At 57.3% G+C, this 26736-nt stretch carries 27 protein-coding genes; all 27 read left to right on the forward strand.

Annotation, left to right across the window (positions count from 1 at the left end):
* Positions 1-36: 36 nt before the first annotated feature.
* Entirely contained in the window at positions 37-1746 is a 1710-nt protein-coding gene (fliF, locus tag AB5Y84_RS19090; RefSeq protein WP_368177570.1) for a flagellar basal-body MS-ring/collar protein FliF, read from the forward strand.
* Entirely contained in the window at positions 1739-2800 is a 1062-nt protein-coding gene (gene fliG, locus AB5Y84_RS19095; RefSeq protein WP_005334749.1) for a flagellar motor switch protein FliG, read from the forward strand. The genes fliF and fliG overlap by 8 nt, the downstream gene beginning before the upstream one ends.
* Before the next feature lie 68 nt (positions 2801-2868).
* Entirely contained in the window at positions 2869-3693 is an 825-nt protein-coding gene (fliH, locus tag AB5Y84_RS19100) for a flagellar assembly protein FliH (protein WP_047439663.1), read from the forward strand.
* A gap of 52 nt (positions 3694-3745) precedes the next feature.
* Positions 3746-5077 (forward strand): flagellar protein export ATPase FliI, encoded by a 1332-nt coding sequence (gene fliI / locus AB5Y84_RS19105; RefSeq protein ID WP_005334747.1) that lies wholly within the window; start codon positions 3746-3748, stop codon positions 5075-5077.
* A gap of 27 nt (positions 5078-5104) precedes the next feature.
* Complete coding sequence (gene fliJ, locus AB5Y84_RS19110; RefSeq protein WP_005334746.1) at positions 5105-5545, forward strand: flagellar export protein FliJ; 441 nt, start codon at positions 5105-5107, stop codon at positions 5543-5545.
* A 67-nt stretch (positions 5546-5612) separates the two neighbouring features.
* A complete protein-coding gene (locus tag AB5Y84_RS19115) occupies positions 5613-7541 on the forward strand; it encodes a flagellar hook-length control protein FliK (RefSeq protein WP_368177571.1) in 1929 nt (642 codons plus the stop codon).
* A gap of 57 nt (positions 7542-7598) precedes the next feature.
* Positions 7599-8114 (forward strand): flagellar basal body-associated protein FliL, encoded by a 516-nt coding sequence (gene fliL / locus AB5Y84_RS19120; RefSeq protein WP_005334744.1) that lies wholly within the window; start codon positions 7599-7601, stop codon positions 8112-8114.
* Positions 8115-8121: 7 nt separating this feature from the next.
* Positions 8122-9192, forward strand: a complete 1071-nt coding sequence (fliM, locus tag AB5Y84_RS19125; RefSeq protein ID WP_005334736.1) for a flagellar motor switch protein FliM — start codon at positions 8122-8124, stop codon at positions 9190-9192.
* A gap of 49 nt (positions 9193-9241) precedes the next feature.
* On the forward strand, positions 9242-9634 hold the full coding sequence (gene fliN, locus AB5Y84_RS19130; protein ID WP_005298791.1) for a flagellar motor switch protein FliN: 393 nt from the start codon (positions 9242-9244) through the stop codon (positions 9632-9634).
* Positions 9631-10011, forward strand: coding sequence for a flagellar biosynthetic protein FliO (fliO, locus tag AB5Y84_RS19135; protein ID WP_005362049.1), 381 nt, complete (start codon positions 9631-9633; stop codon positions 10009-10011). Before fliN ends, fliO begins: the two co-directional genes overlap by 4 nt.
* Positions 9998-10771: a flagellar type III secretion system pore protein FliP gene (gene fliP, locus AB5Y84_RS19140; RefSeq protein ID WP_005334729.1), complete on the forward strand. Its 774-nt coding sequence runs from the start codon at positions 9998-10000 to the stop codon at positions 10769-10771. Before fliO ends, fliP begins: the two co-directional genes overlap by 14 nt.
* A 25-nt stretch (positions 10772-10796) precedes the next feature.
* A complete protein-coding gene (gene fliQ, locus AB5Y84_RS19145; RefSeq protein ID WP_042082491.1) occupies positions 10797-11066 on the forward strand; it encodes a flagellar biosynthesis protein FliQ in 270 nt (89 codons plus the stop codon).
* Positions 11063-11860, forward strand: coding sequence for a flagellar biosynthetic protein FliR (gene fliR / locus AB5Y84_RS19150; RefSeq protein ID WP_257725181.1), 798 nt, complete (start codon positions 11063-11065; stop codon positions 11858-11860). The genes fliQ and fliR overlap by 4 nt, the downstream gene beginning before the upstream one ends.
* Positions 11853-12983: a flagellar biosynthesis protein FlhB gene (gene flhB / locus AB5Y84_RS19155; protein ID WP_019444721.1), complete on the forward strand. Its 1131-nt coding sequence runs from the start codon at positions 11853-11855 to the stop codon at positions 12981-12983. The genes fliR and flhB overlap by 8 nt, the downstream gene beginning before the upstream one ends.
* A gap of 107 nt (positions 12984-13090) precedes the next feature.
* Positions 13091-15193, forward strand: coding sequence for a flagellar biosynthesis protein FlhA (flhA, locus tag AB5Y84_RS19160; protein ID WP_202002075.1), 2103 nt, complete (start codon positions 13091-13093; stop codon positions 15191-15193).
* Positions 15194-15209: 16 nt separating this feature from the next.
* Positions 15210-16634, forward strand: a complete 1425-nt coding sequence (flhF, locus tag AB5Y84_RS19165; RefSeq protein ID WP_257725180.1) for a flagellar biosynthesis protein FlhF — start codon at positions 15210-15212, stop codon at positions 16632-16634.
* 1 nt (position 16635) lies between these two features.
* Positions 16636-17511 carry a MinD/ParA family protein gene (locus tag AB5Y84_RS19170; protein WP_013723550.1) on the forward strand — a complete coding sequence of 292 codons (876 nt, stop codon included), beginning with the start codon at positions 16636-16638 and terminating at the stop codon, positions 17509-17511.
* Positions 17504-18223, forward strand: coding sequence for an RNA polymerase sigma factor FliA (locus AB5Y84_RS19175; RefSeq protein WP_019444723.1), 720 nt, complete (start codon positions 17504-17506; stop codon positions 18221-18223). Before AB5Y84_RS19170 ends, AB5Y84_RS19175 begins: the two co-directional genes overlap by 8 nt.
* Before the next feature lie 111 nt (positions 18224-18334).
* Complete coding sequence (gene cheY, locus AB5Y84_RS19180; protein ID WP_013723552.1) at positions 18335-18718, forward strand: chemotaxis response regulator CheY; 384 nt, start codon at positions 18335-18337, stop codon at positions 18716-18718.
* Between the two features lie 12 nt (positions 18719-18730).
* On the forward strand, positions 18731-19471 hold the full coding sequence (locus AB5Y84_RS19185) for a protein phosphatase CheZ (protein WP_005353668.1): 741 nt from the start codon (positions 18731-18733) through the stop codon (positions 19469-19471).
* Positions 19472-19482: 11 nt separating this feature from the next.
* Positions 19483-21693: a chemotaxis protein CheA gene (locus AB5Y84_RS19190; protein WP_368177572.1), complete on the forward strand. Its 2211-nt coding sequence runs from the start codon at positions 19483-19485 to the stop codon at positions 21691-21693.
* A 32-nt stretch (positions 21694-21725) separates the two neighbouring features.
* Positions 21726-22841 (forward strand): chemotaxis response regulator protein-glutamate methylesterase, encoded by a 1116-nt coding sequence (locus AB5Y84_RS19195; RefSeq protein ID WP_019444725.1) that lies wholly within the window; start codon positions 21726-21728, stop codon positions 22839-22841.
* 2 nt (positions 22842-22843) lie between these two features.
* Positions 22844-23581, forward strand: coding sequence for a flagellar motor protein (locus tag AB5Y84_RS19200; RefSeq protein WP_005334700.1), 738 nt, complete (start codon positions 22844-22846; stop codon positions 23579-23581).
* Between the two features lie 2 nt (positions 23582-23583).
* Complete coding sequence (locus tag AB5Y84_RS19205) at positions 23584-24504, forward strand: flagellar motor protein MotB (protein ID WP_257725178.1); 921 nt, start codon at positions 23584-23586, stop codon at positions 24502-24504.
* Between the two features lie 4 nt (positions 24505-24508).
* A complete protein-coding gene (locus AB5Y84_RS19210) occupies positions 24509-25303 on the forward strand; it encodes a ParA family protein (RefSeq protein ID WP_005353663.1) in 795 nt (264 codons plus the stop codon).
* The gene (locus AB5Y84_RS19215) at positions 25300-26172 is read left to right on the forward strand and encodes a chemotaxis protein CheW (protein ID WP_236396794.1); all 873 of its coding nucleotides are present in this window, start codon (positions 25300-25302) and stop codon (positions 26170-26172) included. The genes AB5Y84_RS19210 and AB5Y84_RS19215 overlap by 4 nt, the downstream gene beginning before the upstream one ends.
* A 69-nt stretch (positions 26173-26241) precedes the next feature.
* Positions 26242-26730, forward strand: a complete 489-nt coding sequence (locus AB5Y84_RS19220) for a chemotaxis protein CheW (RefSeq protein ID WP_005298836.1) — start codon at positions 26242-26244, stop codon at positions 26728-26730.
* The last annotated feature ends 6 nt before the right edge of the window (positions 26731-26736 follow it).

The following is a 26736-nucleotide window of genomic DNA, read 5'->3' on the forward strand; positions in this document are numbered from 1 at the left end:
AACATCATGAACATGTCAGCAATAAGGACATAAATCGTGGCTACTGACCAAAACGGCGATCTGCTGATAAACGATGAGGGCACTGCCGCCCTCGATGAAAATGAGCAGAAGAGTTCGGCGCTGGGCTTCCTGTCCAACACCGATGTGCTGCGGCAAATCACCCTGATCCTGGGGCTTGCCATCTGTCTGGCCATTGCGGTGTTTATCCTGCTGTGGGGCAAGGAGCCGGATATGCGCCCTCTTGGCACCTATACCACTCAGGAGCTGGTCAAGACCCTCGACTTCCTCGATCAGCAGAAGATCCCCTATGAGGTCGATGGCAAGAGCGTGCTGGTCAGTGCCGAGAACTTTGCCAGTATCCGGTTGGCACTGACCCGGGCCGGCCTCACCAATGCGGCCGATGTAGCCAATGGTGGAGAGGATATTCTGCTCAAGGACTCCAGTTTCGGTGTCAGCCAGCGGATGGAGGCCGAGCGCCTCAAGTTGAGTCGCGAGCGCCAGTTGGCGAGCGCCATTGAACAGTTCCAGAATGTGGCCAAGGCCCAGGTGCTGCTGGCCATCCCCAAAGATAACGTCTTTGCCCGCAACGAACGCAAACCCAGTGCCACCGTGGTGCTCAACCTGAAAGGGGCGGCGCTGGGGCAGGGGGAGGTGGACTCCATCGTCGATATGGTTGCCTCTGCGGTACACGGCCTTGAGCCGACCCGCGTCACCGTCACCGACCAGAATGGCCGCCTGCTCAACTCCGGCTCGCAAGACCCGATCTCGGCCCAGACTCGCAAAGAGTTTGCCATGCAGCAGAAGCAGGAGCTGGAGTACAAACAAAAAATTGACGCCATCCTGATCCCGGTGCTGGGGGCCGACAACTATACGGCGGAAGTGGATCTCTCCCTCGACTTCTCCCAGCAGGAGCAGACCCGCAAGACTTACAACCCTGACTTGCCTGCAGTGCGCTCCGAAATGACCATGGAAGAGAACAGCGCCAGCGGCAGCAACGGTGGTGTGCCCGGCGCCCTCTCCAACCAGCCCCCTGCCGCCTCCAATATTCCCGAGGAGGCGACCGGTGGTGATGGTGCCGGCGCTGCCGCTTCGGGCCGTTCCCGCAAAGAGGCAACCCGCAACTTCGAACTGGATACCACCGTCAGCCATACCCGTCGCCAGATGGGTGGCATTCGCCGCATGACCGTTTCGGTTGCCGTGGATTACAAAGCGGTACCCGGTGCCGACGGGGCCGTGACCCGTGAGGCGCGCACCCAGGCAGAACTCGATACATTGCGCCGTTTGCTGAGCGGTGGCCTTGGCTTTGATGTGACCCGTGGTGATACCCTTGAGGTGGTCGCGATTCCGTTCAATCGCCCAGAGCTGGATACCGTGGCCGAAGTGCCGCTCTACGATCAGCCCTGGTTCTGGCGTGCGGTGCGGATTGCCGCCTCGGTACTGGTGATCATCGTCTTGATCGTCACCGTGGTTCGCCCCATGCTCAAGCGACTGCTCTACCCGGATGCCAAACCGGAAGGGGAAGTGGATTTCGACAACCACACCGTACTGGGTGGCGACGACGAGTTGAGTCTGCTGTCAGCACAAGTCGAGAACGATCAGGTATTTGGTGTCCGTGATGGCCAGCTGAAACTGCCGGATCTGCACCGTGACGAAGACTTGCTCAAGGCGGTACGTGCGCTGGTGGCGAACGAGCCTGATCTGGCCGCTCAGGTCATTAAAGAATGGGTAACGAACAAAGATGCCTGAAGAAAAGAAGAGTCAAGTCACCGGCAATGACATTACCGACAGTCAGCGCCAGATCCTCGACCAGATGTCGGGGATGGAGATGGCTGCGGTGTTGATGCTCAGCCTCAATGAGGAGGATGCCGCCCAGATCTTCCGTCATCTCGAGCCCAAGCAGGTGCAGCGGCTCGGTATGTCGATGGCCTCCATGTCTGACTTCAGTCACGATCGGGTGGCGGCGGTGCACCGTCAATTCATCGACGATATCCAGAAGTACACCAACATCGGTATCGGCAGCGAAGACTTCGTGCGCAAGGCGTTGGTGGCGGCCCTTGGCGAGGACAAGGCGAGCAACCTGGTGGACCAGATCATTCTCGGTTCCGGCGCCCGCGGCCTCGATTCGCTCAAGTGGATGGATGCCCGTCAGGTGGCCAGCATCATCCAGAACGAACACCCGCAGATCCAGACTATCGTGCTCTCCTATCTGGAGCCGGAGCAGTCCGCCGAGATCCTGAGCCAGTTCCCGGAGCAGGTGCGCCTCGATCTGGTGATGCGTATCGCCAACCTCGAAGAGGTACAACCGGCGGCACTGCAAGAGCTGAACGACATCATGGAGAAACAGTTCGCCGGTGCGGCCGGTGCCCAGGCAGCCAAGATGGGCGGCCTGAAGGCTGCCGCCAACATCATGAACTATCTGGATACCAATATCGAAGGCCAGTTGATGGACTCCATCCGCGAGTCGGACGAAGAGATGAGCCAGCAGATCCAGGATTTGATGTTCGTGTTCGAAAACCTCATCGATGTGGACGATCGCGGCATCCAGACCATGCTGCGGGAAGTGCCTGGGGATCTGCTGCAACGTGCCCTCAAGGGCTCCGACGATCAGATGCGCGAGAAGATCTTCAAGAACATGTCCAAACGGGCGGCCGAAATGCTGGCGGACGATCTGGAGGCCATGGGGCCGATCCGGGTCTCCGAAGTGGAAGCGGCCCAGAAAGAGATCCTCTCCATCGCCCGTCGTCTGGCGGATGCTGGCGAAATCATGCTGGGTGCCGGTGGCGGCGAGGAGTTCCTCTAAGCCATGGCCCATAAACCGAATTGCGATGCCAAACCCGCATCAGGCAGTGGTGAGGAGCCGCGCAAAGCATGAACAACAAACTGCGTGGTTATGTGCGCCCCGAGGGCGATGATGCCCGGGTTGAGACCTGGGGCTGGCCCGAGATGGAGGTCGAGGTAGAGGCGGGAGCGCCTACCAATGCCCTCGGCTTGGCCCCTGACTGGTATCAGCAGGAAGAGGAGGTGGTGGAGCCGGAGCCCGAACAGGAGCCGACCCCCAGCATCACCGCCGAAGAGCTTGAAGCGATCCGTCAGGCCGCCTGGGAAGAGGGAATGGCTGAGGGGCGCGAGTCCGGTTATGCCAAGGGAATGGAAGAGGGCAAGCTGGAAGGATTGCAACAGGGCCACTCTGCCGGTCTCGAACAGGGGCGCGAGGAGGGGCTGGCTATGGGCCGCGAGCTGGTGGAGCAGGAGATCGCCCACTGGCAGGGGCTCGCCGCCCGCCTTGCCAATCCGCTTAACGAGCTGGATCAGGCGGTGGAGCAGCAACTGGTCTCGCTGGTGATGCAACTGGCCCGCGCGCTTATTCGTCACGAAGCCGAGACCTCCCCCCGCATTCTGCTGGAGGCGCTTAAAGAGGGGCTGGCCTTGCTGCCTGCCGCCGAACAGGGGGTGACTCTGATGTTGCATCCCGACGATATCGCGCGAATCGAACAGGCATTTGGCGCCGAAGAGTGCGCCAAGCGCCACTGGCGATTGCAGAGCGATCCCACCCTCTCCCCCGGTGATCTGCAACTGGCTACCGAGCTCTCCAGCATCGATCTGACCCTCTCCGGGCGCATCGATCAGTTGCTGCGCAATTTCTTGCGGGACAATGCGTCCCAGAAACCGGCTTCGCCGGACTCACGCCCATAACCGATGCCGGACGTTGCCGTCCGGCTGCACTTTTTAGCTCTCAGGAGGCCAGATGAGCGGCTCGCTACTGAACCGGTTGCAAGGGTACAAGGTACGCGACAGCGCCCCCAAACCGCCTGTCGCCGGCAAATTGACCCGGGTGGTGGGGCTGACCCTCGAAGCCATCGGCTGCCGTGCCGCCATCGGTGCCCTCTGCCGCATCGATACCCTTGATGGGACGCTGGAGGCTGAAGTGGTCGGTTTTTCTGGCGATCGTCTCTATCTGATGCCGAGCGAGCAGCTCAAGGGGGTGATCCCCGGTGCCCGGGTGGTGCCCATCACCGAAGAGCACGGCATTCCGGTCGGCATGAACCTGCTAGGTCGAGTCATCGACGGCATCGGCCAGCCACTCGATGGGCTCGGCCCCATTCTCTCCTCCCAGACCGTGCAGTTTGCCCAGCACCGTATCAACCCGCTCTCTCGCCGCCCGATCCATCAGCCGATGGACGTGGGGGTACGCGCCATCAATGCCGTGCTGACGGTGGGGCAGGGCCAGCGGATGGGGCTGTTTGCCGGTTCCGGTGTCGGTAAATCGGTGCTGCTGGGCATGATGACTCGCGGCTCGGTGGCGGATGTGGTGGTGGTCGGCCTCATCGGTGAACGGGGCCGGGAAGTGAAAGAGTTTATCGAAGACATTCTGGGAGAGGAGGGGCGTGCCCGCTCCGTGGTGGTGGCGGCTCCTGCCGACGCCTCGCCGCTGATGCGGCTCAAGGGGTGTGAAACGGCGCTGGCCATTGCAGAATATTTTCGCGATCAGGGGCTCAACGTGTTGCTCTTGATGGACTCTCTTACCCGTTATGCCCAGGCCCAGCGTGAGATCGCGCTGGCGGTGGGCGAGCCGCCGGCGACCAAGGGCTATCCACCGTCGGTATTTGCCAAATTACCGGCGCTGGTGGAGCGGGCGGGCAACGGCAGTGACGGCCAGGGCTCCATCACCGCCTTCTTCACCGTCCTGACCGAGGGGGATGACCTGCAAGATCCCATTGCCGATGCGGCGCGGGCGATCCTCGATGGCCACATAGTTCTGTCGCGTGAGCTGGCCGATGCGGGCCACTATCCGGCTATCGATATCGAGAAGTCCATCAGCCGGGTCATGCCCATGGTCACTTCGCCGGAACATATGGATCTGGCGCGCACCCTCAAGCAGTTCTACTCCCTCTATCAGCAGAACCGGGATCTCATCACCATCGGTGCCTACAGTCAGGGTTCCGATCCGCGCATTGATCGCGCCATCATTCAAAAACCCTATCTGGATCAGTTCTTGCAGCAGGGGATGCGCGAGGTCATTCACTACGATGATGGCCTGCAAGCCTTGCAGATGGTGGCGATGCCATTGATGCGCTGATGATGGTCGGTAACAGAGAGGTCGACGATGAGTAAAGGGTTGGTATTGTTGGCCGACCGGCTGGTGGAGGCGGAGCAGCAGTGTGCGCTGGCGCTGGTGAAGGCACAGCAGGATCTCAAGCTGTTCATGGATCAGCAAAATGCCCTCAACCAGTACCGCCAGATCTATCACCAGCAGTGGACCGATCGCGGCCTGCAGGGGATTTCGCCTCAACAAAATACCCAGTATCACGCCTTTATCAACAAGCTCGAACAGGCAGCGACCCAGCAGTACGAAGGGGTGTTGCAGGTGCGTCAGGCGCTGGAACAGCGCCGTGAAGAGTGGCTAGCGGCCCAGCAGAGGCGCAAGGCGGTAGAGCTGTTACTGGAGAAGCAAGCGAGCCGCGAGCAGCAGAAAGCCCAGCGTCAGGAGCAGAAGATGCTGGATGAGTACGCCATGTTGCGACGCTTTCATCAATCTGGCCTGTAACTTGCTTTGATATGGACATTGTCGGCGGCCATCTCTTTGGGGGCCACCAGAATTCAGGGATCCCATCATGATGCAGACACTGTTGACACAAACGCCTTCGGCTCCGGCCAACGGGTTGGACAAAGCGCCTCTGAGCGGTTCCGTCGAGAGCAAAAGTATCGATGGGGGAACCGACAGCGACAGCAAGGGGGATTTCGCCACCCTGATTGCCAAGGCCCGGAACAGCGAGCAGGGCACCCCCGAAGCCACTCAGGGCGGTAACCATGTCCGATCAGCCAAATCTTTGGCGACCGAGAGCGCCTCTCCCAAAGAGGAGACCGGCAAGGAGCAGGATCCTGACGCCGACAACAAGGTGGAGGAGGTCCCTGCCACCGACTTTCTGCTGCGCCTGCAAGACTCCCTCAAGCTCGATACCTCGCTAGTGACTCCCCAGCTGGCGGTGGCGGCCCAACAGACCGCCACTGCGGTAGACGGCAATCCTTTGCCGCAAGAGGGTGAGCTGGAGGGGATTGCGCTTGATGAAAGCGAGCAGACCACAGCCGCAGCCAGGATTGCCCAACAGCTTGCTGGTCAGACCGGGGCGCAGTCGCCGCTGGCGACGACCGCCAACTCGACTTCAGAAACCACCGTATCCTCCTCAGCGGCGCGAGTGGTGGCGAAGGGCGATGCCTCTGCTGCCGCTCTCTCCTCTGAAGGTGAAGATGCAGCCACTACTGCGGATGGGCAGGCCGGGGAGAAAGCCTCTGCCAAGGGCGAAACCCTCGGGGCTGATGGCAAGCACACCAAGCCCCTCACGGGGGCCGAGCGAATGGCCCAGCTGGCCAAGGCGCTGCCGGTCGATGAGTCGGCAAGCACTGCCAAATCCGCTGAGTCTCTCGCTGCAAAAGAGGCTGGCGACAGCAAATCCGATCTCGCCGCCAGCAATGCTTTGACTAACAAGGGGCAGGCGACGCAAGCCGTGACTCAGGGGGCTGCGCTCAAGGCCTTCAGCGAGGGGCTCAAGCAGCCTGAGGCGGGCGCTGCAACCACTTCAGCAACTGCGGATGGAAGTGGGGTAGCTGGCAAGGGGGCAGAAAAGGGGGCCGCCGAGGGTAGCCAGCAGCAAGCCACCGCCGCTAATCAAGGTTCGGCGCCCGTGAGGACGGCGCAGAGTGCCGCAGAAAGTGCCGCAGCCCAGAGCAGCGTAACGACAAATGCGACGGCTCAGAGCGATAGTGCTGCCGCCCCCGTGATGGTGGCGCCGCAGCAGGTGTTGGCACAGGCTGAATCTCAGGGGCCGCAAGCGCCGCTGTCGACTATTTCAGCCGGCATCAAGCAGATGGAAGTGACCGGCACCGACGAGGTGCGTAAAGCGGTTGCGCTTGAGGTAAAACCGAAGGCCGATGAGGCGGAGAAGAGCCTGGTTGCGACGACATCTAGCAGTGAGAGCAGCCCGAGCCAGACCGTTCAGCATGGCCAGAACAGCCAGACTCAGCCACAGGTAGCCGATAGCCGGGCACCTGCCGCTGAGACGACGCTGCGCCGTGAGCCGCAGAATTTACCCCATTTGAAACTGGCCAGTCAGGAAGCGCCTGCCGAATTGCACCAGAAGGTCAATGTAATGCTGGCCGAAAAACTGCAACAGGCGGAAATTCAGCTCGACCCCCTCGGCCTTGGCAAGATGAAGATCCAGATCCAGATGGGAGCCGACAGCCAGGCCAACGTCCATTTTGTGGTACAACATGGACAGACCCGCGAGATGCTGGAGCAGGCGATGCCCCGGCTGCGTGACATGCTGGCAGGGCAGGGGATCCAGCTTGGTCAGACGCAGGTGCAGCAGCAGTCGCAACAACAGCAGCAACAGGGCCAGCCCACTTTTAACGGGCAGGGTCAGCAGGGGCAGAGTAGTGGTCAGCCGCGGTCCGGTAACGGGCTGGTTGAAGGGGAACTCACCACTTCCAACCCCAGTTTGCTGGTGGAATCGACAAACGGTTCCGGAATTGATTTCTATGCTTGATGCAATCCCGAGTAAGTTTATGATATCGAACAAGTTTGAGACTAGGGTGGACAAGGGATGGCTGACGATAACGAGTTGACGCTAAAAGACCCGGCTGCGGGCAAGAAAAAGAAGCTGATCATTATCATTGCCCTGGCGGTAATTTTGCTGGGCGGTGGTGGTGCTGGCGCCTTCCTGATGCTCTCCGGCTCCGATAAACCGCCTGCTGAAGCGGCGGAAGGTGCCGAGGCCGCACCCAAGGAGGAAGCGCCTAAACCTTCCCTCTATGTCGGTATGCCGCGCCCCTTTGTCTTCAACGTCGCAGGTGCCCAGCGAGATCGACTGGTGCAGATCAAGATCCAGCTGATGGTGCGCGGTACCGCCGACGAGACGCTGGCCAAACAGAATATCCCCCTGATTGAAGGCACCTTGCTACGGGTATTCAGCGCAGCCAGTGCCGAACAGCTGATGACCTTTGAAGGCAAGGAGAAGCTGCGCAAGGATTCACTGGAAGAGTGCCGTCGGGTGCTCAAGGACCTGGTCTCTTCCCCCGTTATCGAACAAGTGCTGTTTACCGGCTTTGTAATGCAGTAGGTGAAGCGTGAGCGATCTGTTAAGTCAGGACGAAATTGATGCCCTCTTGCACGGTGTCGATGATGTCGAAGAGGAAGAGATAGGCGGCGCTGGAGACCCCGGCGTAGCCCAGTTTGACTTCTCCTCCCAGGACCGCATCGTCCGTGGTCGCATGCCGACGCTGGAGCTGGTGAATGAGCGTTTCGCCCGCCATATGCGGATCAGTCTGTTCAACATGATGCGTCGTACCGCCGAGGTCTCCATCAACGGCGTGCAGATGCTCAAGTTTGGCGAGTATGTTCATACCCTGTTTGTGCCGACCAGTCTCAACATGGTGCGCTTCCGCCCGCTCAAGGGGACGGCGCTCATCACCATGGAGGCCCGACTGGTCTTCATTCTGGTGGAGAACTTCTTCGGTGGCGATGGTCGTTATCACGCCAAGATTGAAGGGCGCGAGTTCACGCCGACCGAACGGCGCATTATCCAGATGCTGCTCAAACTGGTGTTTGAGGATTACAAGGATGCCTGGGCGCCGGTGATGGACGTGGGGTTCGAGTATCTCGACTCCGAAGTGAACCCTGCGATGGCCAACATCGTCAGCCCGACCGAGGTGATCGTGGTCAGCTCGTTCCACATCGAGCTCGATGGTGGCGGCGGCGACTTCCACGTGGCGATGCCCTACTCCATGCTGGAGCCGATCCGCGAGCTGCTGGATGCCGGTGTGCAGAGTGACAAGGGGGATACCGACGTACGTTGGAGCAAGGCGCTGCGTGACGAGATCATGGACGTCAAGGTGGAGCTGCGAGCCAAGCTGCTGGAGACAGAACTCACCCTGCGTGAACTGATGGAGCTGCGACCCGGCGATATCATTCCGGTCGATATGCCGGAAAATCTGCTGGTTTTTGTCGAGGACTTGCCCACTTTCCACGCCAAGATGGGCCGCACCAAGGATAATGTGGCGCTCAAGATCACCGACAAGCTCAAACGTCCGGAAGGGGTCAAGACGGAGATGCATCTGGTGACCCGGGGCGGGGTACGAATTGATGGCGAGGCCGAGCTGGAAGAGCTCGAGCGCAGTATCGAAGATCAACAGCGATAATTGACGGTTTATTACGGTAAACGGTCACGAAGTAGCATAAGGAAACAAGATGAGCGGAACTGAGGAAGAGGATCTGATGGCTGATGCCTGGGCTGCGGCTCTGGAGGAGCAGGTGACGGCGGAAGCCAAGCCAGCCCCGCTGGAAGAGTTGAAAGATGATGCCCCCATCAGTGCCGAGGAGCGTCGCAAGCTCGACACCATTCTCGATATTCCGGTCACTATCGCCATGGAGGTGGGCCGCAGCCAGATCAGCATCCGCAACCTGTTGCAGCTGAACCAGGGCTCGGTGGTGGAGCTGGATCGTGTTGCAGGCGAGCCGCTGGATGTATTGGTCAACGGTACCCTGATCGCTCACGGCGAGGTGGTGGTGGTGAACGACAAGTTTGGTATTCGCCTGACCGACGTCATCAGCCAGATTGAACGGATCAAGAAGCTCAAATGATGCGCCTCCTGTTGTTATTGCTGCCTGTTCCGGCCTTTGCCGAGACAGCGGCATCTGCCAACGTGCCTAGTCTGAGCTCCTGGTTGCTCTCCAGTCTGATGGTGATTGGTCTCATTCTGGTGCTGGGCTTTCTGCTCAAGAAGAGCAAGCTGGCAACCGCCATGGGGGGCGGCCAGATGCGGGTCATCGCCTCGTTGCCGGTGGGTTACAAAGAGAAGCTGCTGGTGGTCAAGGTGGGCGAACAGCAACTGCTGGTCGGCGTAACACCGCAGCAGGTCAACTTTCTCTACCGGCTGGAGGAGCCGCTGGATGAAAACCAGCCGCAGGCGTTTTCCCAGCAGCTTGGCAAATTGATGGGCAAGCATGAAAAAAGCTAACGGCTTATGGCTGAAAACGGGGCTGCTGGTCAGCCTGCTGATACCACTGTTTTGCTCCTGGCCTGCACTGGCACAGGACGCCATGTCGGCGGTGACCGTCAAGACCATGGGGGATGGCTCTCAGGAGTACAGCCTGACCCTGCAAGTGCTGGCGCTGATGACCGCGCTCTCCTTCTTGCCGGCCATGGTGATCATGATGACCTCGTTTACCCGCATCATTGTGGTGTTGGGTATCTTGCGCCAGGCGATCGGTCTGCAACAGAGTCCTTCCAACCAGGTGTTGATCGGCATAGCCCTGTTCATGTCCTTCTTCATCATGTCACCGGTGCTGGATCGCATCAATGATGAGGCGTTGCAGCCCTATCTGGCCGAGACCATTCAGGCAAAGGAGGCGCTGGAGCGGGCCGAGTTGCCCATCCACCAGTTCATGCTGGCCCAGACCCGGATCAAGGATCTCAATACCTTTATGGAGATCGCCAACGTGCAGGTGGAGAAACCTGCCGATGTGCCGCTACGGGTGCTGATCCCGGCGTTTGTCACCAGCGAGCTGAAAACCGCTTTCCAGATTGGTTTTATGCTGTTCCTGCCGTTCCTGGTCATCGATCTGGTGGTCGCCAGTATCCTGATGGCGATGGGGATGATGATGCTCTCGCCGATGATTGTCTCGCTGCCTTTCAAGCTGATGCTGTTCGTGATGGTGGATGGCTGGAACCTCATTCTGGGGTCACTGGCCAACAGTTTCGGACTGGGTGCCGGTTAGCCGGTCGAGCGCAAGGAGCCCGAACATGAGTCCTGAAACCTTTGTCGACGTCTTTCGCGAGGCGCTCTGGCTGGTGACCATCATGGTGTGTGCCGTGATCCTGCCCAGCCTCGCTATCGGGCTGGTGGTAGCCATTTTTCAGGCGGCCACCTCCATCAACGAACAGACCCTGAGCTTTCTGCCCCGTCTTATCGTGACCCTGCTAGCCTTGGGAATTGGTGCTCACTGGGGAATGCAGAGTCTGATGGACTTCTTCATACTGATGGTCAATCAAATCCCCGAGGTGGTGGGATGACCTACACAACCGCTCTGATCATGGAGTGGTTGTCTTCGATCCTCTGGCCGCTGGCGCGGGTGAGCAGCCTGCTGATGGTGATGGCGGTGTTCGGCAGCCGCCTCGCTCCTGCGCGGGTACGGATGGGGCTGGCGCTTGCTATCACCTTTCTGATTGCCCCGCTGCTTCCGAAAATGCCCCCTATCGAGCTCTTCTCTGCCGGCAGTTTTCTGGTATTGGGCCAGCAACTGCTGATCGGTATTGCCCTCGGCCTGATGACCCAGTTTCTGATGGAGAGCTTCGTGATGGCCGGTCAGGTCATCGCCATGCAGACCAGTCTGGGTTTTGCCACCCTGGTGGACCCGATGAATGGCCAGTCGGCCCCCGTGGTCGGTCAGTTTTATCTGATGCTGGCGACCCTGGTGTTTCTGGCGCTGGATGGTCATCTGGTGATGCTGCGGCTGGTCATTCTTAGTTTCGAGACACTGCCTGTCTCCGAGCATGGCCTCTCGGTTTCATCCATGAAAACCCTGAGTGCGTTTCTGGGTGTGATGTATCAGGCTGCTTTGGTGATGTCGCTCTCAGCCATCGTCGCCCTGCTGCTGATCAACTTCGCCTTTGGTGTCATGACCCGGGCTGCGCCGCAGCTCAACATTTTCAGTATCGGTTTTGCGGTCAGCATGATGTCGGGTCTGCTCATTCTCTGGCTCACTATCGGCGGGTTCCTCGGTCACTTCGACATCATGTGGGAGCAGGTGCAGGAGGTCAGCTGCGAGCTGATCAACACCCAGTGTTTCGGGGGCGCTCATGGCTGATACCGACCAGGAACGTACCGAACAACCCACGGGCAAACGACTGCAACAGGCCCGTGAAAAAGGGCAGATTGCACGTTCAAAAGAGCTGGGGACCGCCAGCGTTCTGCTCTCGGCGGTCTTTGGCCTGTTGATGCTCAAGGGCTCGCTGGCGACTGCCATGGTCAAGGTTGTCACCATGGGCTTTACCCTGGACAGGGAGCAGGCCTTCGATCCCAATGCCATGATCGCCATGGTGCCGGCGCTGCTGGGGGAACTGGTGCTTCCGCTGGGACTCTTGTTTGCGCTGGTGGCGATTGCCGCTTTTATTGGCAACACCCTGATGGGGGGGATGAACTTCTCCACCGAAGCCATGATGCCCAAGATGAGCAAGTTGAGTCCGCTCAGTGGCCTCAAGCGGATGTTCGGGGTGCAGTCGCTGATCGAGCTGGTCAAGTCCATCGCCAAGGTGGTGTTCATCACCCTGTTTGCCTGGTGGATGTTATCCAGCCAGTTCAATCACCTGCTCAACCTCTCCATGGAGGGATTTCCCGGCGGTATTATCGATGCGTTGGAGCTGTTTCTCTGGATGTTGATCATCCTCTGCTGCGCCCTGCTTCCCATCGTTGCCATCGACGTGCCGTTCCAGCAGTGGAACCACATGCGTCAGCTCAAGATGACCAAGCAGGAGGTCAAGGACGAGTTCAAGGACAGCGAAGGCAAGCCCGAGGTAAAGGGCAAGATCCGCCAGTTGCAGATGCAGATGGCGATGCGCCGGATGATGGGGGATGTACCCAAGGCCGACGTGGTGATCACCAACCCGACCCACTACTCGGTAGCGCTCAAGTATGATGCGGGCAAACCCGGTGCCGCGCCCAAGGTCGTGGCCAAGGGCACTGATGAAATTGCAATGAAGATCAGGGAGATCGCCAGAGAGTACGAGATCCCCATCATGCCGTCACCGGCTTTGACCCGGGCTATTTACCACTCAACCGAGCTGGGCCACGAGATCCCGGAAGGGCTGTTTGCGGCGGTTGCCCAGGTGCTCGCCTATGTCTTCCAGCTCAAGAAATTCCGTCGTGGTCAGGGGCGCCGTCCCCAACCGCTGGCTAAAGATCTGCCCATTCCGACCGAATATCGAAAATGACAAAGTTCTGACGTAGTCAAAATAAATCCATTGCATTTCAATGTCTTGTATTGTTGGCTTGATGTTTGCTTTAATCTGGCACCAGCAGGTTGAAATTGAGAAGCGCGATGGAATTCAAGGCAGTATTGGGCCAGTTCAAAGAGTACCGGGGAGTATTGGGCAAAGGCCTTGGCACCCCTCTGCTGGTATTGGCCGCGCTCGGCATGGTGGTGTTGCCCATCCCGCCGCTGATGCTGGATGTGCTCTTCTCCTTCAACATTGCGCTCTCCATCGTGGTGCTGCTGGTATCCGTCTATACCCGCCGCCCCCTCGAATTTGCTGCCTTCCCGACCGTACTGCTGCTCGCTACCTTGCTGCGGTTGGCGTTGAACGTCGCCTCGACCCGGGTGGTGTTGCTGGAAGGTCATAATGGCAGTGCGGCGGCCGGTCATGTGATCGAGGCGTTCGGTAACGTGGTGATCGGCGGCAACTATGCGGTCGGCATCATCGTTTTCACCATCCTGATGATCATCAACTTTGTGGTCATTACCAAGGGTGCCGGGCGGATCGCGGAAGTGAGTGCCCGTTTTACCCTTGATGCGATGCCGGGCAAACAGATGGCCATCGATGCCGATTTGAACGCCGGTCTCATCAATCAGGAAGAGGCGAAGAAGCGTCGCCAGGATGTGACCCAGGAAGCTGACTTCTACGGCTCCATGGATGGTGCCTCCAAGTTTGTCAAAGGGGATGCCATTGCGGGCATCATGATCCTCTTTATCAACATCATCGGCGGCTTCATCATCGGGATGATGCAGCACCAGCTGACCTTCAGCGAATCGGCCGAGATCTATACCCTGTTGGCCATCGGTGACGGTCTGGTGGCGCAGATCCCCTCCCTGCTGCTCTCCATCGCCGCCGCTATCATAGTGACCCGTCAGAATACCGATCAAGACATGGGAACCGCGGTGCTGGGTCAGCTGTTTGACAATCCCAAGGCGCTGATCATCTCTGCCGGGATTCTGCTGATGATGGGACTGGTGCCGGGGATGCCGCATTTCGCCTTCCTGAGTCTGGGGGCTCTCTCGGCCGCTGGAGCCTGGTGGTTGCTGCGCCGCGAGAAACTGGCGGCCGCCAAAGCGGCCAAGGGCGAGCTGCTGCCTGCCACTGCCGAACAACCCCATGAGCAGAAAGAGCTGAGCTGGGACGATGTGATGCCGGTGGACATCATCGGGCTGGAAGTGGGTTATCAGCTGATCCCGCTGGTGGATCGCAATCAGGGTGGCGAACTGCTCAACCGGATCAAAGGGGTGCGCAAGAAGCTCTCGCAAGAGCTGGGCTTTCTGGTCCCGGCCGTCCACATTCGAGACAACCTGGATCTGGCGCCAAACCAATACCGCATCACCTTGATGGGGGTCAGTACCGGCGAGGCCAATGTCTACCATGATAAGGAGATGGCCATCAATCCGGGGCAGGTGTTCGGCCAGATCCAGGGGATAGCGACCCGGGATCCCGCCTTCGGACTGGAAGCGGTCTGGGTTGCCAAGGAGATGGTCTCTCAGGCACAGACGCTGGGGTATACGGTGGTGGATACCGCGACCGTGGTGGCTACCCATCTGAGCCAGATCCTGACCAACCATGCGGCTCTGCTGCTGGGCCATGACGAGGTACAACAACTGCTCGACATGATTGGTAAACATCAGAGCAAGCTGGTCGAAGGGTTGGTGCCGGAAGTGATCAGCATGGGTAACCTTGTGAAGGTATTGCAGAATTTGCTCAATGAAGGCGTGCCAATCCGCGATATGCGCACTATCCTGCAGACCCTGGTTGAATACGCGCCGCGCAGTCCGGATCCGGAAGTGCTCACGGCCGCTTGCCGGATTGCCCTGCGTCGCCTGATTGTGCAAGAGATTGCAGGCCCCGATCCCGAGCTGCCGGTGATTACCTTGGCGCCGGAATTGGAACGTATATTGCATCAATCCCTGCAGGCTGGTGGCGGTGATGGTGCCGGTATTGAACCGGGTCTGGCTGAGCGGATGCAGCGTTCGCTGGTGGAAGCCACTCAACGACAAGAATTGGAAGGCCAACCGGCCGTGCTTCTGACATCGGGGATCTTGCGCAATACCCTGGCGAAATTTGTCAAGAATGCCATTCCTGGATTGCGCGTTCTGTCTTATCAGGAAGTGCCCGACGACAAGCAGATCCGCATCGTCAGTGCGGTAGGGCAGAACTAGTTAGCGGAGACGACGGGTGAAGATTAAGCGGTTTTTTGCCAAGGATATGCGAACGGCTCTGGCCGAGGTCAAGGAGACTCTCGGGCCTGACGCCGTCATCATGTCCAACAAGAAGGTCACCGGAGGGGTAGAGATAGTCGCCGCAGTCGATTATCAATCCCAGGTCCCGGGGCCCAAAGATGCGCCGGTTCGCCGTCAGCTGAACGATGAGAGCGTCAATATTTCGTCTGCTGCACGGCAGATGATCCGCCCCGAGCCGTCGCTGGCGAAGGAGCAGAACGAACATTATGCCGATACCCTGGCCGCCTTGCTGGCGCGCCAGCAGAAGCTCAAGCCGGGCAATGGGGCGCCAATGGGCAATACCCAATCGGCCGGGCTGGCCGCTGCCAATGCAGCGCCCAGAACATTGGCCGAGCAGGGGCAGTGGGGCGCCACTCCGGAACCTGTCAAGCCCAAGGCCCGGGTTGCGTCCGGCCAGCGTGCTCCTCAACCTGCCCAGCGGGATCAGGAGATGGAGGGGATGCGCAAGGAAATGGCCAGCATCCGCAAATTGCTGGAGCACCAGATCTCCGGGCTGATGTGGCAAGAGGTGGAACGCCGCGAACCGATGCGGGCCCTGCTGATCAAGGAGCTCAAGAAACTCGGCTTTGATGATGCGTTTGCCGATCAACTGGCGGGACTGATCCCCGAAGATATGTCCATCCATCAGGCGATGGCCCAGTTGGCCGAGGTGCTGACGGCCCAGCTCAAGATCAGCGAGGACGAGATCATGCGTCAGGGCGGCGCGGTGGCGCTGCTTGGTCCGACCGGGGTGGGAAAAACCACCACCATCGCCAAGCTGGCTGCCCGTTTCGCCATGAAGTATGGCGCTGAGCAGGTGGCGCTGATCACCACCGACAACTACCGGATTGGTGCCCATGAACAGCTGCAGACCTATGGCCGCATCATGGGTTGCCCGGTGCGGCAGGTGCGTGATGCAGAAGAGCTGGCCAATGCCCTTTATCAGTTCCGCCATCGTCGGTTGGTACTTATCGATACGGCCGGGGTTGGCCAGCGGGATATCCGGCTGACCGAGCAGCTCGATACCCTGGTCAAGAATGCCAAGGTGCGGATCCGCAGTTATCTGGTGATGTCGGCAACTTCCCAGCGTCGGGTGATGCAGGAGGCGGTTGACCATTTCCGGCGTATTCCATTAAGCGGCTGCATACTTACCAAATTGGATGAAAGTCTGAATCTGGGCGAAGTGATTAACGTGTGTATCCAGAATTCATTGCCCATCAGCTATATCACTGACGGACAAAGGGTTCCGGAAGATATTCAGGTTGCCAATGCGGCGCAGCTCGTCGGGGCTGCCATGGGCTCGCTGGAGCGAGAAACAGAGGAGCCCTATTTCTGGGGCGCAGGCTTTGGCGAGGCCGAAGATTCGGAGTTTTATGAGTAACATGTATATGGATCAGGCGAGTGGTCTGCGCAAAATGCGTCAAAACAATCGAGTAAAAGTAATCGCCGTTTCCGGTGGTAAAGGTGGCGTGGGCAAGACCAACGTGACCCTGAACGTGGCCGGAGCCATGGCCGCCCAAGGCAAGCGGGTGATGGTGCTGGATGCCGACCTGGGTCTGGCCAACGTCGACGTCATGCTGGGGCTGCGGGTTCATCGCAACCTCTCTCATGTCCTGGCCGGTGAATGCACCATCGACGATATCATCGTCGAAGGTCCCTACGGCATGATGATCGTGCCTGCGACCTCAGGCACCCAGTCCATGGTCGAGCTTTCTCCGGTGCAGCATGCCGAGCTTATCCGTGCCTTCAGCGAGATGAAGACCCAGGTCGACATCCTGCTGGTGGATACGGCCGCGGGGATCTCCGACATGGTGCTGAGCTTCACCCGTGCCGCTCAGGACATCATGGTGGTGGTCTGTGATGAGCCGACCTCCATCACCGATGCCTACGCCCTCATCAAGATCCTCTCCAAGGATCACGGCGTGTTTCGTTTCAAGGTGGTGGCCAATATGGTGCGCAGTCTGCGCGAAGGGCAGGAGCTCTTTGCCAAACTGACCCGGGTCACGGATCGTTTCCTCGACACCTCGCTGGAACTGGTTGCCTGTGTACCTTATGACACCAATCTGCGTGCCGCCGTGCGCAAGCAGAAGCTGATTGTCGAGGCGTTTCCCAAGTCGCCGGCCGCACTGGCGTTCCGGGCCCTTGCCAACAAGGCTGCGAGCTGGCCGGTTCCTAACCAGCCGGGCGGCCATCTGGAGTTTTTCCTGGAAAATTTGTTGCAGAAACCGGCCACAACACAGGAAGGTTCCCGTGAATAAAGCCCAAGCGTACTTGCGTCATCAGGATTCCTATGTGCTGGTGGAGCGTCATGCTCCCCTGGTCAAGCGAATTGCCCAGCATTTGTTGGCTCGCCTGCCCAGCAGTGTCTTGCTGGATGACCTGATCCAGGCAGGTATGATTGGGCTGCTTGAAGCCTCCCGCAACTTTGACGGTAGCAAGGGGGCCAGCTTCGAGACATATGCCGGGATCCGCATCCGAGGCGCCATGCTGGATGAGATCCGGCGTGGTGACTGGGTACCCCGCTCTGTGCATCGCAACAGTCGGGCTATTGCAGAGGCGATCGAGAATGTCGAGCAGACTCACGGGCGTGACGCGCGAGATACCGAGGTTGCTGCCGAGATGGGGGTCTCCATCGCTGATTACCATGCGATGCTGCAAGACGTCTCCTGCGGCAAAATTATCGGCATCGAAGATCTGGGGGTCAGCGAGGATGTGATCGGTAACCCCGATGATGCTCCTTCAGGCTCGGGATTCGATGAATTGGCTGCCGAGCGATTTCAGATTCAATTATCTGAGCAAATTGGTCGTCTACCAGAGAGAGAAGCTTTGGTTCTCTCTCTTTACTACGATGAAGAGCTGAATTTGCGTGAAATTGGCGAGGTTTTGAATGTCAGCGAGTCGCGTGTGAGCCAGATCCACAGTCAGGCAATGCACAGATTGCGTGCTCGTTTGAGAGATTGGCATCTATAAGTGTTTGTACTGGCTACACTGAGATGAAACTCTAAGGCATAATCCGCACGACACAACCCGTTTTTAGCATCATGTAAGTGAGCCACTCTGGTGGCTATTTAGGAGGGAATTTTGGACAAGAACATGAAAATCCTCATTGTTGACGATTTTTCAACGATGCGCCGGATTATCAAGAACTTGCTGCGCGACTTGGGATTCAACAATACCCATGAGGCGGATGACGGCAATACAGCGCTGCCGATGCTGAAAAATGGTGATTTTCAGTTTGTAGTTACCGACTGGAACATGCCTGGCATGCAAGGTATTGACCTGCTTAAAGCCATCCGTGTCGATGAGAAGCTCAAGCATCTGCCGGTACTGATGGTAACCGCTGAAGCCAAACGTGAGCAGATCATTGAAGCCGCCCAAGCTGGCGTCAACGGTTACATCGTCAAGCCCTTCACCGCAGCAACGCTCAAAGAAAAACTCGACAAAATTTTCGAACGAATTGGCTAAGGAGCTGCAGGGATGATGGCCAAAACGAGAGCAATGATTTCGCTCGACCAGGCAAGGATGCTTGTTGCTCATCTGGAGCAAGGCGAATTTGAGCTGGCCGATGAACTGCTTGCCGAAGTATGTGCCCCCAACGCAGCAGATCTGTTTGAAAAAGTAGGTCAGCTGACCCGACAACTGCATGATTCACTTCAAGAATTTCGCCTTGATCCCCGTATTCCAGATTTGGCTACTCATGATATTCCCGATGCTCGGGAGCGCTTGAGCTACGTTATCGATATGACCGACAAAGCGGCCAATCGCACAATGGATGCGGTGGAAGCCAGTTTGCCGATAGCGGATCGCCTGAATGACAATATCCAGCTGGTGATGCCGAACTGGAATGCCCTGATGTCTCGTGACATGAGCGTGGGGCAGTTCAAATCCTTATGTCACCAACTTGATGATTTTATTAAGGCTTCAGAGTCTGATGCCGATAAATTACGGCAACTGCTGACAGAAATCCTGATGGCACAAGATTTTCAGGATTTGACAGGTCAGATGATCCGCAAGGTCATCAAGCTTGTTCAGGAAGTTGAAACAAAATTAATAGAAATGCTGACCATGTTTGGTGAGGCTTCTGCTGAGCATTCAACTCGTAGTATTCCTGTCAACGGGATTGAAGCAGAGGGCCCTATCATGAACCCCGAGGCTCGTGCCGATGTGGTCAATGGTCAGGATGATGTGGACGATCTGCTGTCTAGCTTGGGATTCTAATGGAGTGACGCATGGCCTTCGAAGTTGATGAAGACATACTGCAAGACTTTCTGGTCGAAGCATCCGAAATATTGGAACAGTTGTCTGAACAACTGGTCGACTTGGAAAAGCGGCCCGATGACAAGAACCTGTTGAATGCCATCTTTCGCGGTTTCCATACCGTGAAAGGGGGGGCAGGTTTTCTGTCGCTCGGTGAACTGGTTGATGTATGCCACGGTGCGGAAAACGTGTTCGATATCTTGCGTAATGGCAAGCGAACCGTTACTGCGGAGCTGATGGATGTGATCCTGCAAGCGCTGGATGCCATCAATGTCATGTTCGCCCAGGTTCAAAATCGCGAAGCACCCAGCCCTGCGTCAGATGATTTGCTTCATGACCTCCATGAGTTGTGCAAGCCAGAAGGGGAAGAACAACTGCGCACTGCGACCAGTGCGGCTACGGCTGTAGAATCTGAACCTGCAGCACCGGTAGTTGTTGAAGAAGTTGATCCAGAAGTTGTTGAACCCGCAGCCATCAGCAGCGAGCCTGCTCCTGTCAATGGCGGCGGATCGATTGATGAAATTTCTGCAGACGAATTTGAACGTCTGCTGGACGAGCTCCACGGCGTGGGTGGGGCTCCGACCAAGACGGCTGCAGCAGCCCCGATAGCAGGTGGCTCTGGCGATATCACCGATGATGAGTTTGAGGCCTTGCTGGACCAGCTTCATGGTCAGGGACAGCACATGGGGGCGCCAGAGGTGAATCCTCTGAAGTCCGTGCAAAAAGAGGTGGACGAGCTTATCGATGATGATGAGTTTGAACGCCTGCTTGATGAATTGCATGGTCGTGGTCAAGGGCCTCAGAGTACTATGGCACCTGCCGCACCTGCCGCACCTGCCGCACCTGCCGCACCTGCCGCACCTGCCGCACCTGCTGCGGTGACTCCGCCCAAACCGGCCACTCCTGTAGCCAAACCTGCACCGGCTGCTCCCGCAAAACCTGCCGAAGCAGCCAAAGCACCAGCGCCTGCCGCCAAGGCGGCGCCTGCGCCAGTAGAAAACAGTGCCGTGCAAAGCGATACGACGGTGCGGGTGGATACCAAGACTCTCGATGTCATCATGAACATGGTAGGCGAGTTGGTACTGGTTCGTAATCGGCTGGTGAGCCTGGGTATTGCCAGCAATGATGAAGAGATGTCAAAGGCGGTTGCCAATCTGGATGTGGTAACGGCTGACCTGCAAGGTGCGGTGATGAAAACCCGCATGCAGCCAATCAAGAAGGTATTTGGTCGTTTCCCGCGCGTGGTACGTGATCTGGCCAGAACCCTCAAGAAAGAGATTGAGCTGGTGATGGTGGGGGAAGAGACAGATCTGGATAAAAACCTGGTGGAGGCGCTCGCCGATCCTCTGGTTCACCTCGTTCGCAATTCCTGCGATCATGGGGTCGAAATGCCGGATGTGAGGGAGAAAGCGGGCAAGCCGCGGCAAGGGACGATCACCCTTAGCGCCTCCCAGCAAGGTGACCATATTCTGCTTTGCATCGAGGATGATGGGGCAGGGATGGATCCTGAGAAACTCAAGTCCATCGCAATCAGTCGCGGTGTTCTGGATGCAGATACTGCCGCTCGCATGAGCGACAACGATGCCTATAACCTGATCTTTGCTCCGGGCTTTTCAACCAAGGCCGAGATCTCTGATATCTCTGGCCGTGGTGTCGGAATGGATGTGGTTAAAACCAGCATTGTCAGCCTCAATGGATCGGTGCACATCGATTCCACCTGGGGGAAAGGTACCCGTCTCGAAATCAAGGTTCCGTTGACGCTGGCCATTCTGCCAACTCTGATGGTGGAAGTGGGTGAGCAGACCTTCGCACTTCCCCTTGGTTGTGTGAACGAGATTTTCCATCTGGATCTGAAAAAGGCCAACATGGTTGATGGCCAGCTCACCATCATTGTGCGCGAGAAGGCGATACCGCTCTTCTATCTGCACAAGTGGTTGATTCGTGGCGCCAACAAGCGTTCACGTCAGGATACCGGACATGTGGTGATCGTGCAGATTGGCACTCAGCAAATCGGGTTTGTGGTAGACAGCTTGATTGGTCAGGAAGAGGTGGTGATCAAGCCACTCGATAACCTGCTGCAAGGTACGCCTGGCATGGCCGGGGCGACGATTACCAGTGATGGCGGAATTGCTCTTATTTTGGATGTGCCGAGTCTGCTCAAAGCATATGCGCGTAGACATTAATAGCTCAGGCCCAAGGAGTTAGAAAAACAACAATGGCAGTCAAGGTATTAGTTGTCGACGATTCGAGCTTCTTTCGCCGTCGGGTGAGCGAGATCATCAATCAGGATCCCATGCTGACGGTGATTGATACGGCCCAGAATGGACGTGAGGCGGTGGACAAGGCTATGTCGCTGCGCCCTGATGTGATCACCATGGACATAGAGATGCCCGTGATGGATGGCATCAGTGCGGTGCGGGAGATCATGGCCAAGTGCCCAACCCCCATTCTGATGTTCTCCTCCCTGACCCATGAAGGGGCCAAGGCTACGCTTGATGCGCTGGACGCCGGTGCACTCGACTTCTTGCCCAAGAAGTTTGAGGACATTGCCAGAGACAAAGATGAAGCGGTCAGACTGTTGCAACAACGGGTGAAGGAGATCTCCCGCAAGCGCTTCCTGATGACATCCACTGCTCGTCCCAAAGCACCTGAACCGGTTGCTCGTGCTCCTCTGGGCAGCATAGCGCCCAGAACTCCTGATCGTCAGCCTGACCTGCAACGCACTGTGCCAAGTGCTTCATTCAAGCGCAGTGGCAAGAGTTATCAGTTGGTGGCGATCGGTACTTCTACCGGCGGACCTGTTGCTTTGCAAAATGTGCTGACCAAGTTGCCGGGGGATTTTCCCCATCCCATCCTGCTTATCCAGCATATGCCAGCCACTTTTACTGCCGCGTTTGCTGCTCGTCTCAACGGGTTATGTCAGATTGGCGTCAAGGAAGCGGAAGATGGCGATGTGCTTAAACCAGGGCATGCCTATCTTGCTCCAGGTGGCAAACAGATGCTGCTGGAAGGTCGTGGTGCAGGGGCCCGCATTCGCATCGTGGATGGCAACGACAAGGTAAATTACAAGCCTTGTGTGGACATCACCTTTGCCTCTGCGGCCAAAACCTATGCCGACAAGGTATTGGCGATTGTGCTGACCGGTATGGGGGCTGATGGCCGTGATGGCGCCAGACTGCTGAAAGAACAGGGATCAACCATCTGGGCTCAGGATGAGGCTTCCTGCGTGGTATATGGGATGCCCCAAGCAGTAGCCAAAGCGGGAATTGCCAGCGAATCACTCCCTCTGGACAAGGTGGCCCAGCGTATTCTGGTTGAGTTGGGGCGCTAATCATGGGCTTGCTCGGTCTGCTCCTGGCATTGGGGGCTATTGCCATTGCCCAACTGTGGCATGGCGGCTCCCTGTTGACGCTGGTGGACGGCCCCGCTTTTTTGATCGTACTGGGTGGTACCGTTGGTGCCGTCACGTTGCAGACCCCAGCCAAGTACATCTTGCTGGCGTTGCGCCAGCTGTTATGGATTTTTACCCCTCCCCACCAAGATCTTGCGACGCAGGCCGAACGGTTGCAGTCATGGGCAGTCTTTGCGCGCCAGCAAGGGCTGCTTGCCCTTGAAAATCAGGCCGAGCAGGAGGAAGACAACTTTACCCGCCAAGGGCTTGGTATGATTGTCGATGGGGTCTCCACAGAGGATATCCGTATGCTGCTGGAAGCGGACATCGATATCGAGCAGGAGCGCAATGAACATGCCGCCAGGGTATTTGAAGCCATGGGGGGGTACAGTCCGACCATCGGGATCATCGGTGCCGTGCTGGGCCTGATCCAGGCCATGTTTCATCTCGAAGACCCGTCAGCGCTGGGGGCGGGTATCGCAGTGGCATTTGTGGCAACCATCTATGGAGTGGGGTTTGCCAACCTCATCTACCTGCCTATCGCCAACCGGCTACGCGCATTTCACTATCACTATGCACTCTTTCAGGAGATGACCCTGGAAGGGCTGCTGGCTATCGCCCATGGTGAAAACGGCTTGCAGGTTGAACGCCGGCTCAGGGCCTATTTGAAAGGAGAGTAGCCATGCGCAAGCGCTATCGGTTGCACTTGCAGGGTCGCGAGCATCTTGACCGCTGGCTGGTCTCCTATGCCGATTATATGACGCTGATTTTTGCTTTGTTTGTGGTGCTTTACTCTGTTGCGCTGGTGAACAAGGACAAGTATCGCGCGGTGATTGATGGTATGAGCCAGGCGTTCAGTGTCATGCAGTCTGGCGGCAATGGCTTGCTTGAAGGGCAGGGTAATTCCCTGCTGGATAACCCGGTATCTGCCTCTCCATCGTTGCTGGAAAGCCCAGCATCCCCCTCTCCTTCACTTGCTCCTATTTCTGGTGTGCCAGTGCTGCAAGATGGCGCGACACTTGCAAAACTCGATAAGCAGTTGCAACAGAGCATGGGCTCGCTGGTGGATGCCGGTATCGTCAAACTGACGCAAGATGAGAACTGGCTGACGGTTGAACTCAGTTCCGGGTTGTTGTTTGGCAGCGGTAGTGCCTTTTTGGGACCAAACGCTGCACCGGTCATTAATACTCTTTCAAGTATTCTCAAACCGGTCGATAACTATGTAAGGGTTCGGGGTTATACCGATAACCAACAGATAAATAATGAAATTTATCGTTCTAACTGGGCGCTTTCTGCTGCTCGGGCCGAAGCGGTACTCAATGGTTTGATTGCAGATGGGATCGCCCCCCAGCGTCTGGCGTTCGAGGCATATGGCGAGTTTTCCCCCTTTGCTGACAACGGCAGCGAGCAGGGCAGACTGCAGAATCGCAAGGTTGTGGTCGCTATCTCCAAGTTTGCCTGGGTGCCGCCAGCACCTGTGGTTGCAACGCCTACGGTAGTTGCTGAACCGGTTCCTGCTGTACAACAGGCGGTGGATGCAGGAGAGATAAAGGTGATCACCTTGCCCGGTGGTGGCATACGCATAACAACAAGGCAGGATTGATACAGTGATTGTTTGGACGGTTGCCAACCAGAAAGGTGGTGTGGGTAAAACCACCACAGTGGTCTCGCTTGCGGGGATCCTGGCCCAGCGTGGCCAGCGGGTGCTGTTGATTGATACCGACCCCCATGCTTCGCTGACTGCATATCTTGATTTTGATTCAGATCGCCTGGATGGAACCCTCTATGAGTTGTTTCAAGCTGTCAAACCGACAGCCGAGCTTGTCAATAAACTGACGCTCAAGACCAAGTTTGAAAATATCAACTTACTGCCAGCATCTATTACCTTGGCGACCCTTGATCGGGTGATGGGCAATCGTGAGGGGATGGGACTGGTACTGAAGCGGGCACTGCTGCGCATTCAGGAGCAATATGATTATGTGCTGATCGATTGTCCCCCAGTACTAGGGGTGATGATGGTCAACGCGCTGGCTGCCTGCGATCGCATTCTGGTGCCTGTCCAGACCGAATTTCTGGCCCTCAAGGGGTTGGAGCGGATGATGAAAACATTCGAGATCATGCAGCGTTCCAAGCGTGACAAGTTCCGTTATACCGTGATCCCGACCATGTTCGACAAGCGCACCCGTGCCTCTCTGATGACCTTGAAGTCGATTAAGGATCAATATGGAGATTCAGTGTGGAATGCGGTGATCCCTATTGATACCAAGTTTCGGGATGCCAGCTTGCTGCATATCCCCCCGTCTATCTATTCTCCCGGGAGTCGTGGAACCTATGCATATGAAACGCTGCTCAACCATCTTGATGCCCTTGAGCGGCAACGGGTTCATGAGGTGACGGCATGAGAGATACCATTCAAGTTCGGGCGATGGATGACTATTTCCACTCCCTGCTGCTCGATGAGCCACTGATGCTGGATGAGGTGGAAGAGGCTCAATCCGCCCCTGTTTTACAGTTGCAACGTCAGCTCCAAAGTGTCCCCGAGGTAGTCGCCGCACCTTACCTCGAAAGCGATCCACGGCTTGCCCAACTTGGTGAGCTATTAGCTCAGGTGGGACAAGTCCAGTTCGAAAATGATGCCTTCACCCAGGAAGCGACTCTCACCGCACCGCTGGAGATTGTGGCAGAGGAATCACTGCTGCCGGTAGAGCCTGAATGGCCTGCGGAGGTGCTGCTTCCCGAGATTGCGGAGCCCCATACTACTATCCTGACCGAGACGGCGCTGGAGGTTGCTCCGGTAGAGGCCAGTGAATCTGTTGCCTGGGAAAATATCGATACCGGCAAAGAGTTTCAGGCCCTTTTCTTTGAAGTCGCGGGTGTGACGTTTGCGGTGCCGTTGACCGAGCTGGGTGGTATTCATCAGTTGGGCGAGATCACCTCCCTGTTTGGCCAGCCTGGCTGGTACAAGGGGATCATGACCTCCCGCGAGCAGAAGATGAATGTGGTCGATACTGCCCAGTGGGTCATGCCGGGTCAGCATCTCGAGATGGATGATTACAAGTATCTGATTATGCTTGGTGAATCGCCGTGGGGATTAGCCTGCCATCATCTCAAAGGGACTGAATTGTTACACCGTGACCAGGTGAAATGGCGCCATCAGGAGGGCAAGCGCCCCTGGTTGGCTGGCATGGTCAAAGAAAAAATGTGTGCCCTGTTACACGTCCGCGAACTGCTCCTGTTGCTGGAGCGTGGGGTTAACATAGAAGGTCGCTGATAACTTCTGCAATCGAGCTGTTTTATTGCTAGTTTTAGCAGTAGACGTTTTCATAAAAGGAATAAAAACATGACAGAAAAGCGCAATATTGCACAGAATCTGGCCGAAGATGAAGTGCTGCAATGGGTAACCTTCCAACTGGAAAACGAAACCTACGGCATCAATGTGATGCAGGTTCAGGAGGTGTTGCGCTACACCGAAATTGCACCGGTGCCGGGTGCGCCTGAGTACGTACTGGGGATCATCAACCTGCGTGGCAATGTGGTGACTGTCATCGATACCCGTTCCCGTTTCGGTCTGCCTTCCGGTGATGTGAGTGAAAACTCCCGGATTGTGATCATTGAGGCCGAGAAGCAGGTGATCGGCATCATGGTCGACAGCGTGGCAGAAGTGGTTTATCTGCGTTCTTCCGAAATCGATGCGGCACCTGCGGTCGGCACTGAAGAGAGCGCCAAGTTTATTCAGGGGGTGAGCAACCGCGATGGGCAACTGCTGATCCTAGTTGACTTGAACAAGCTGCTCTCCGATGAAGAGTGGGAAGATATCGGTTCCCTCTGATAAGTA

The sequence above is a fragment of the Aeromonas sp. s11 genome (assembly GCF_040907945.1).
GTDB lineage: Bacteria > Pseudomonadota > Gammaproteobacteria > Enterobacterales > Aeromonadaceae > Aeromonas > Aeromonas veronii.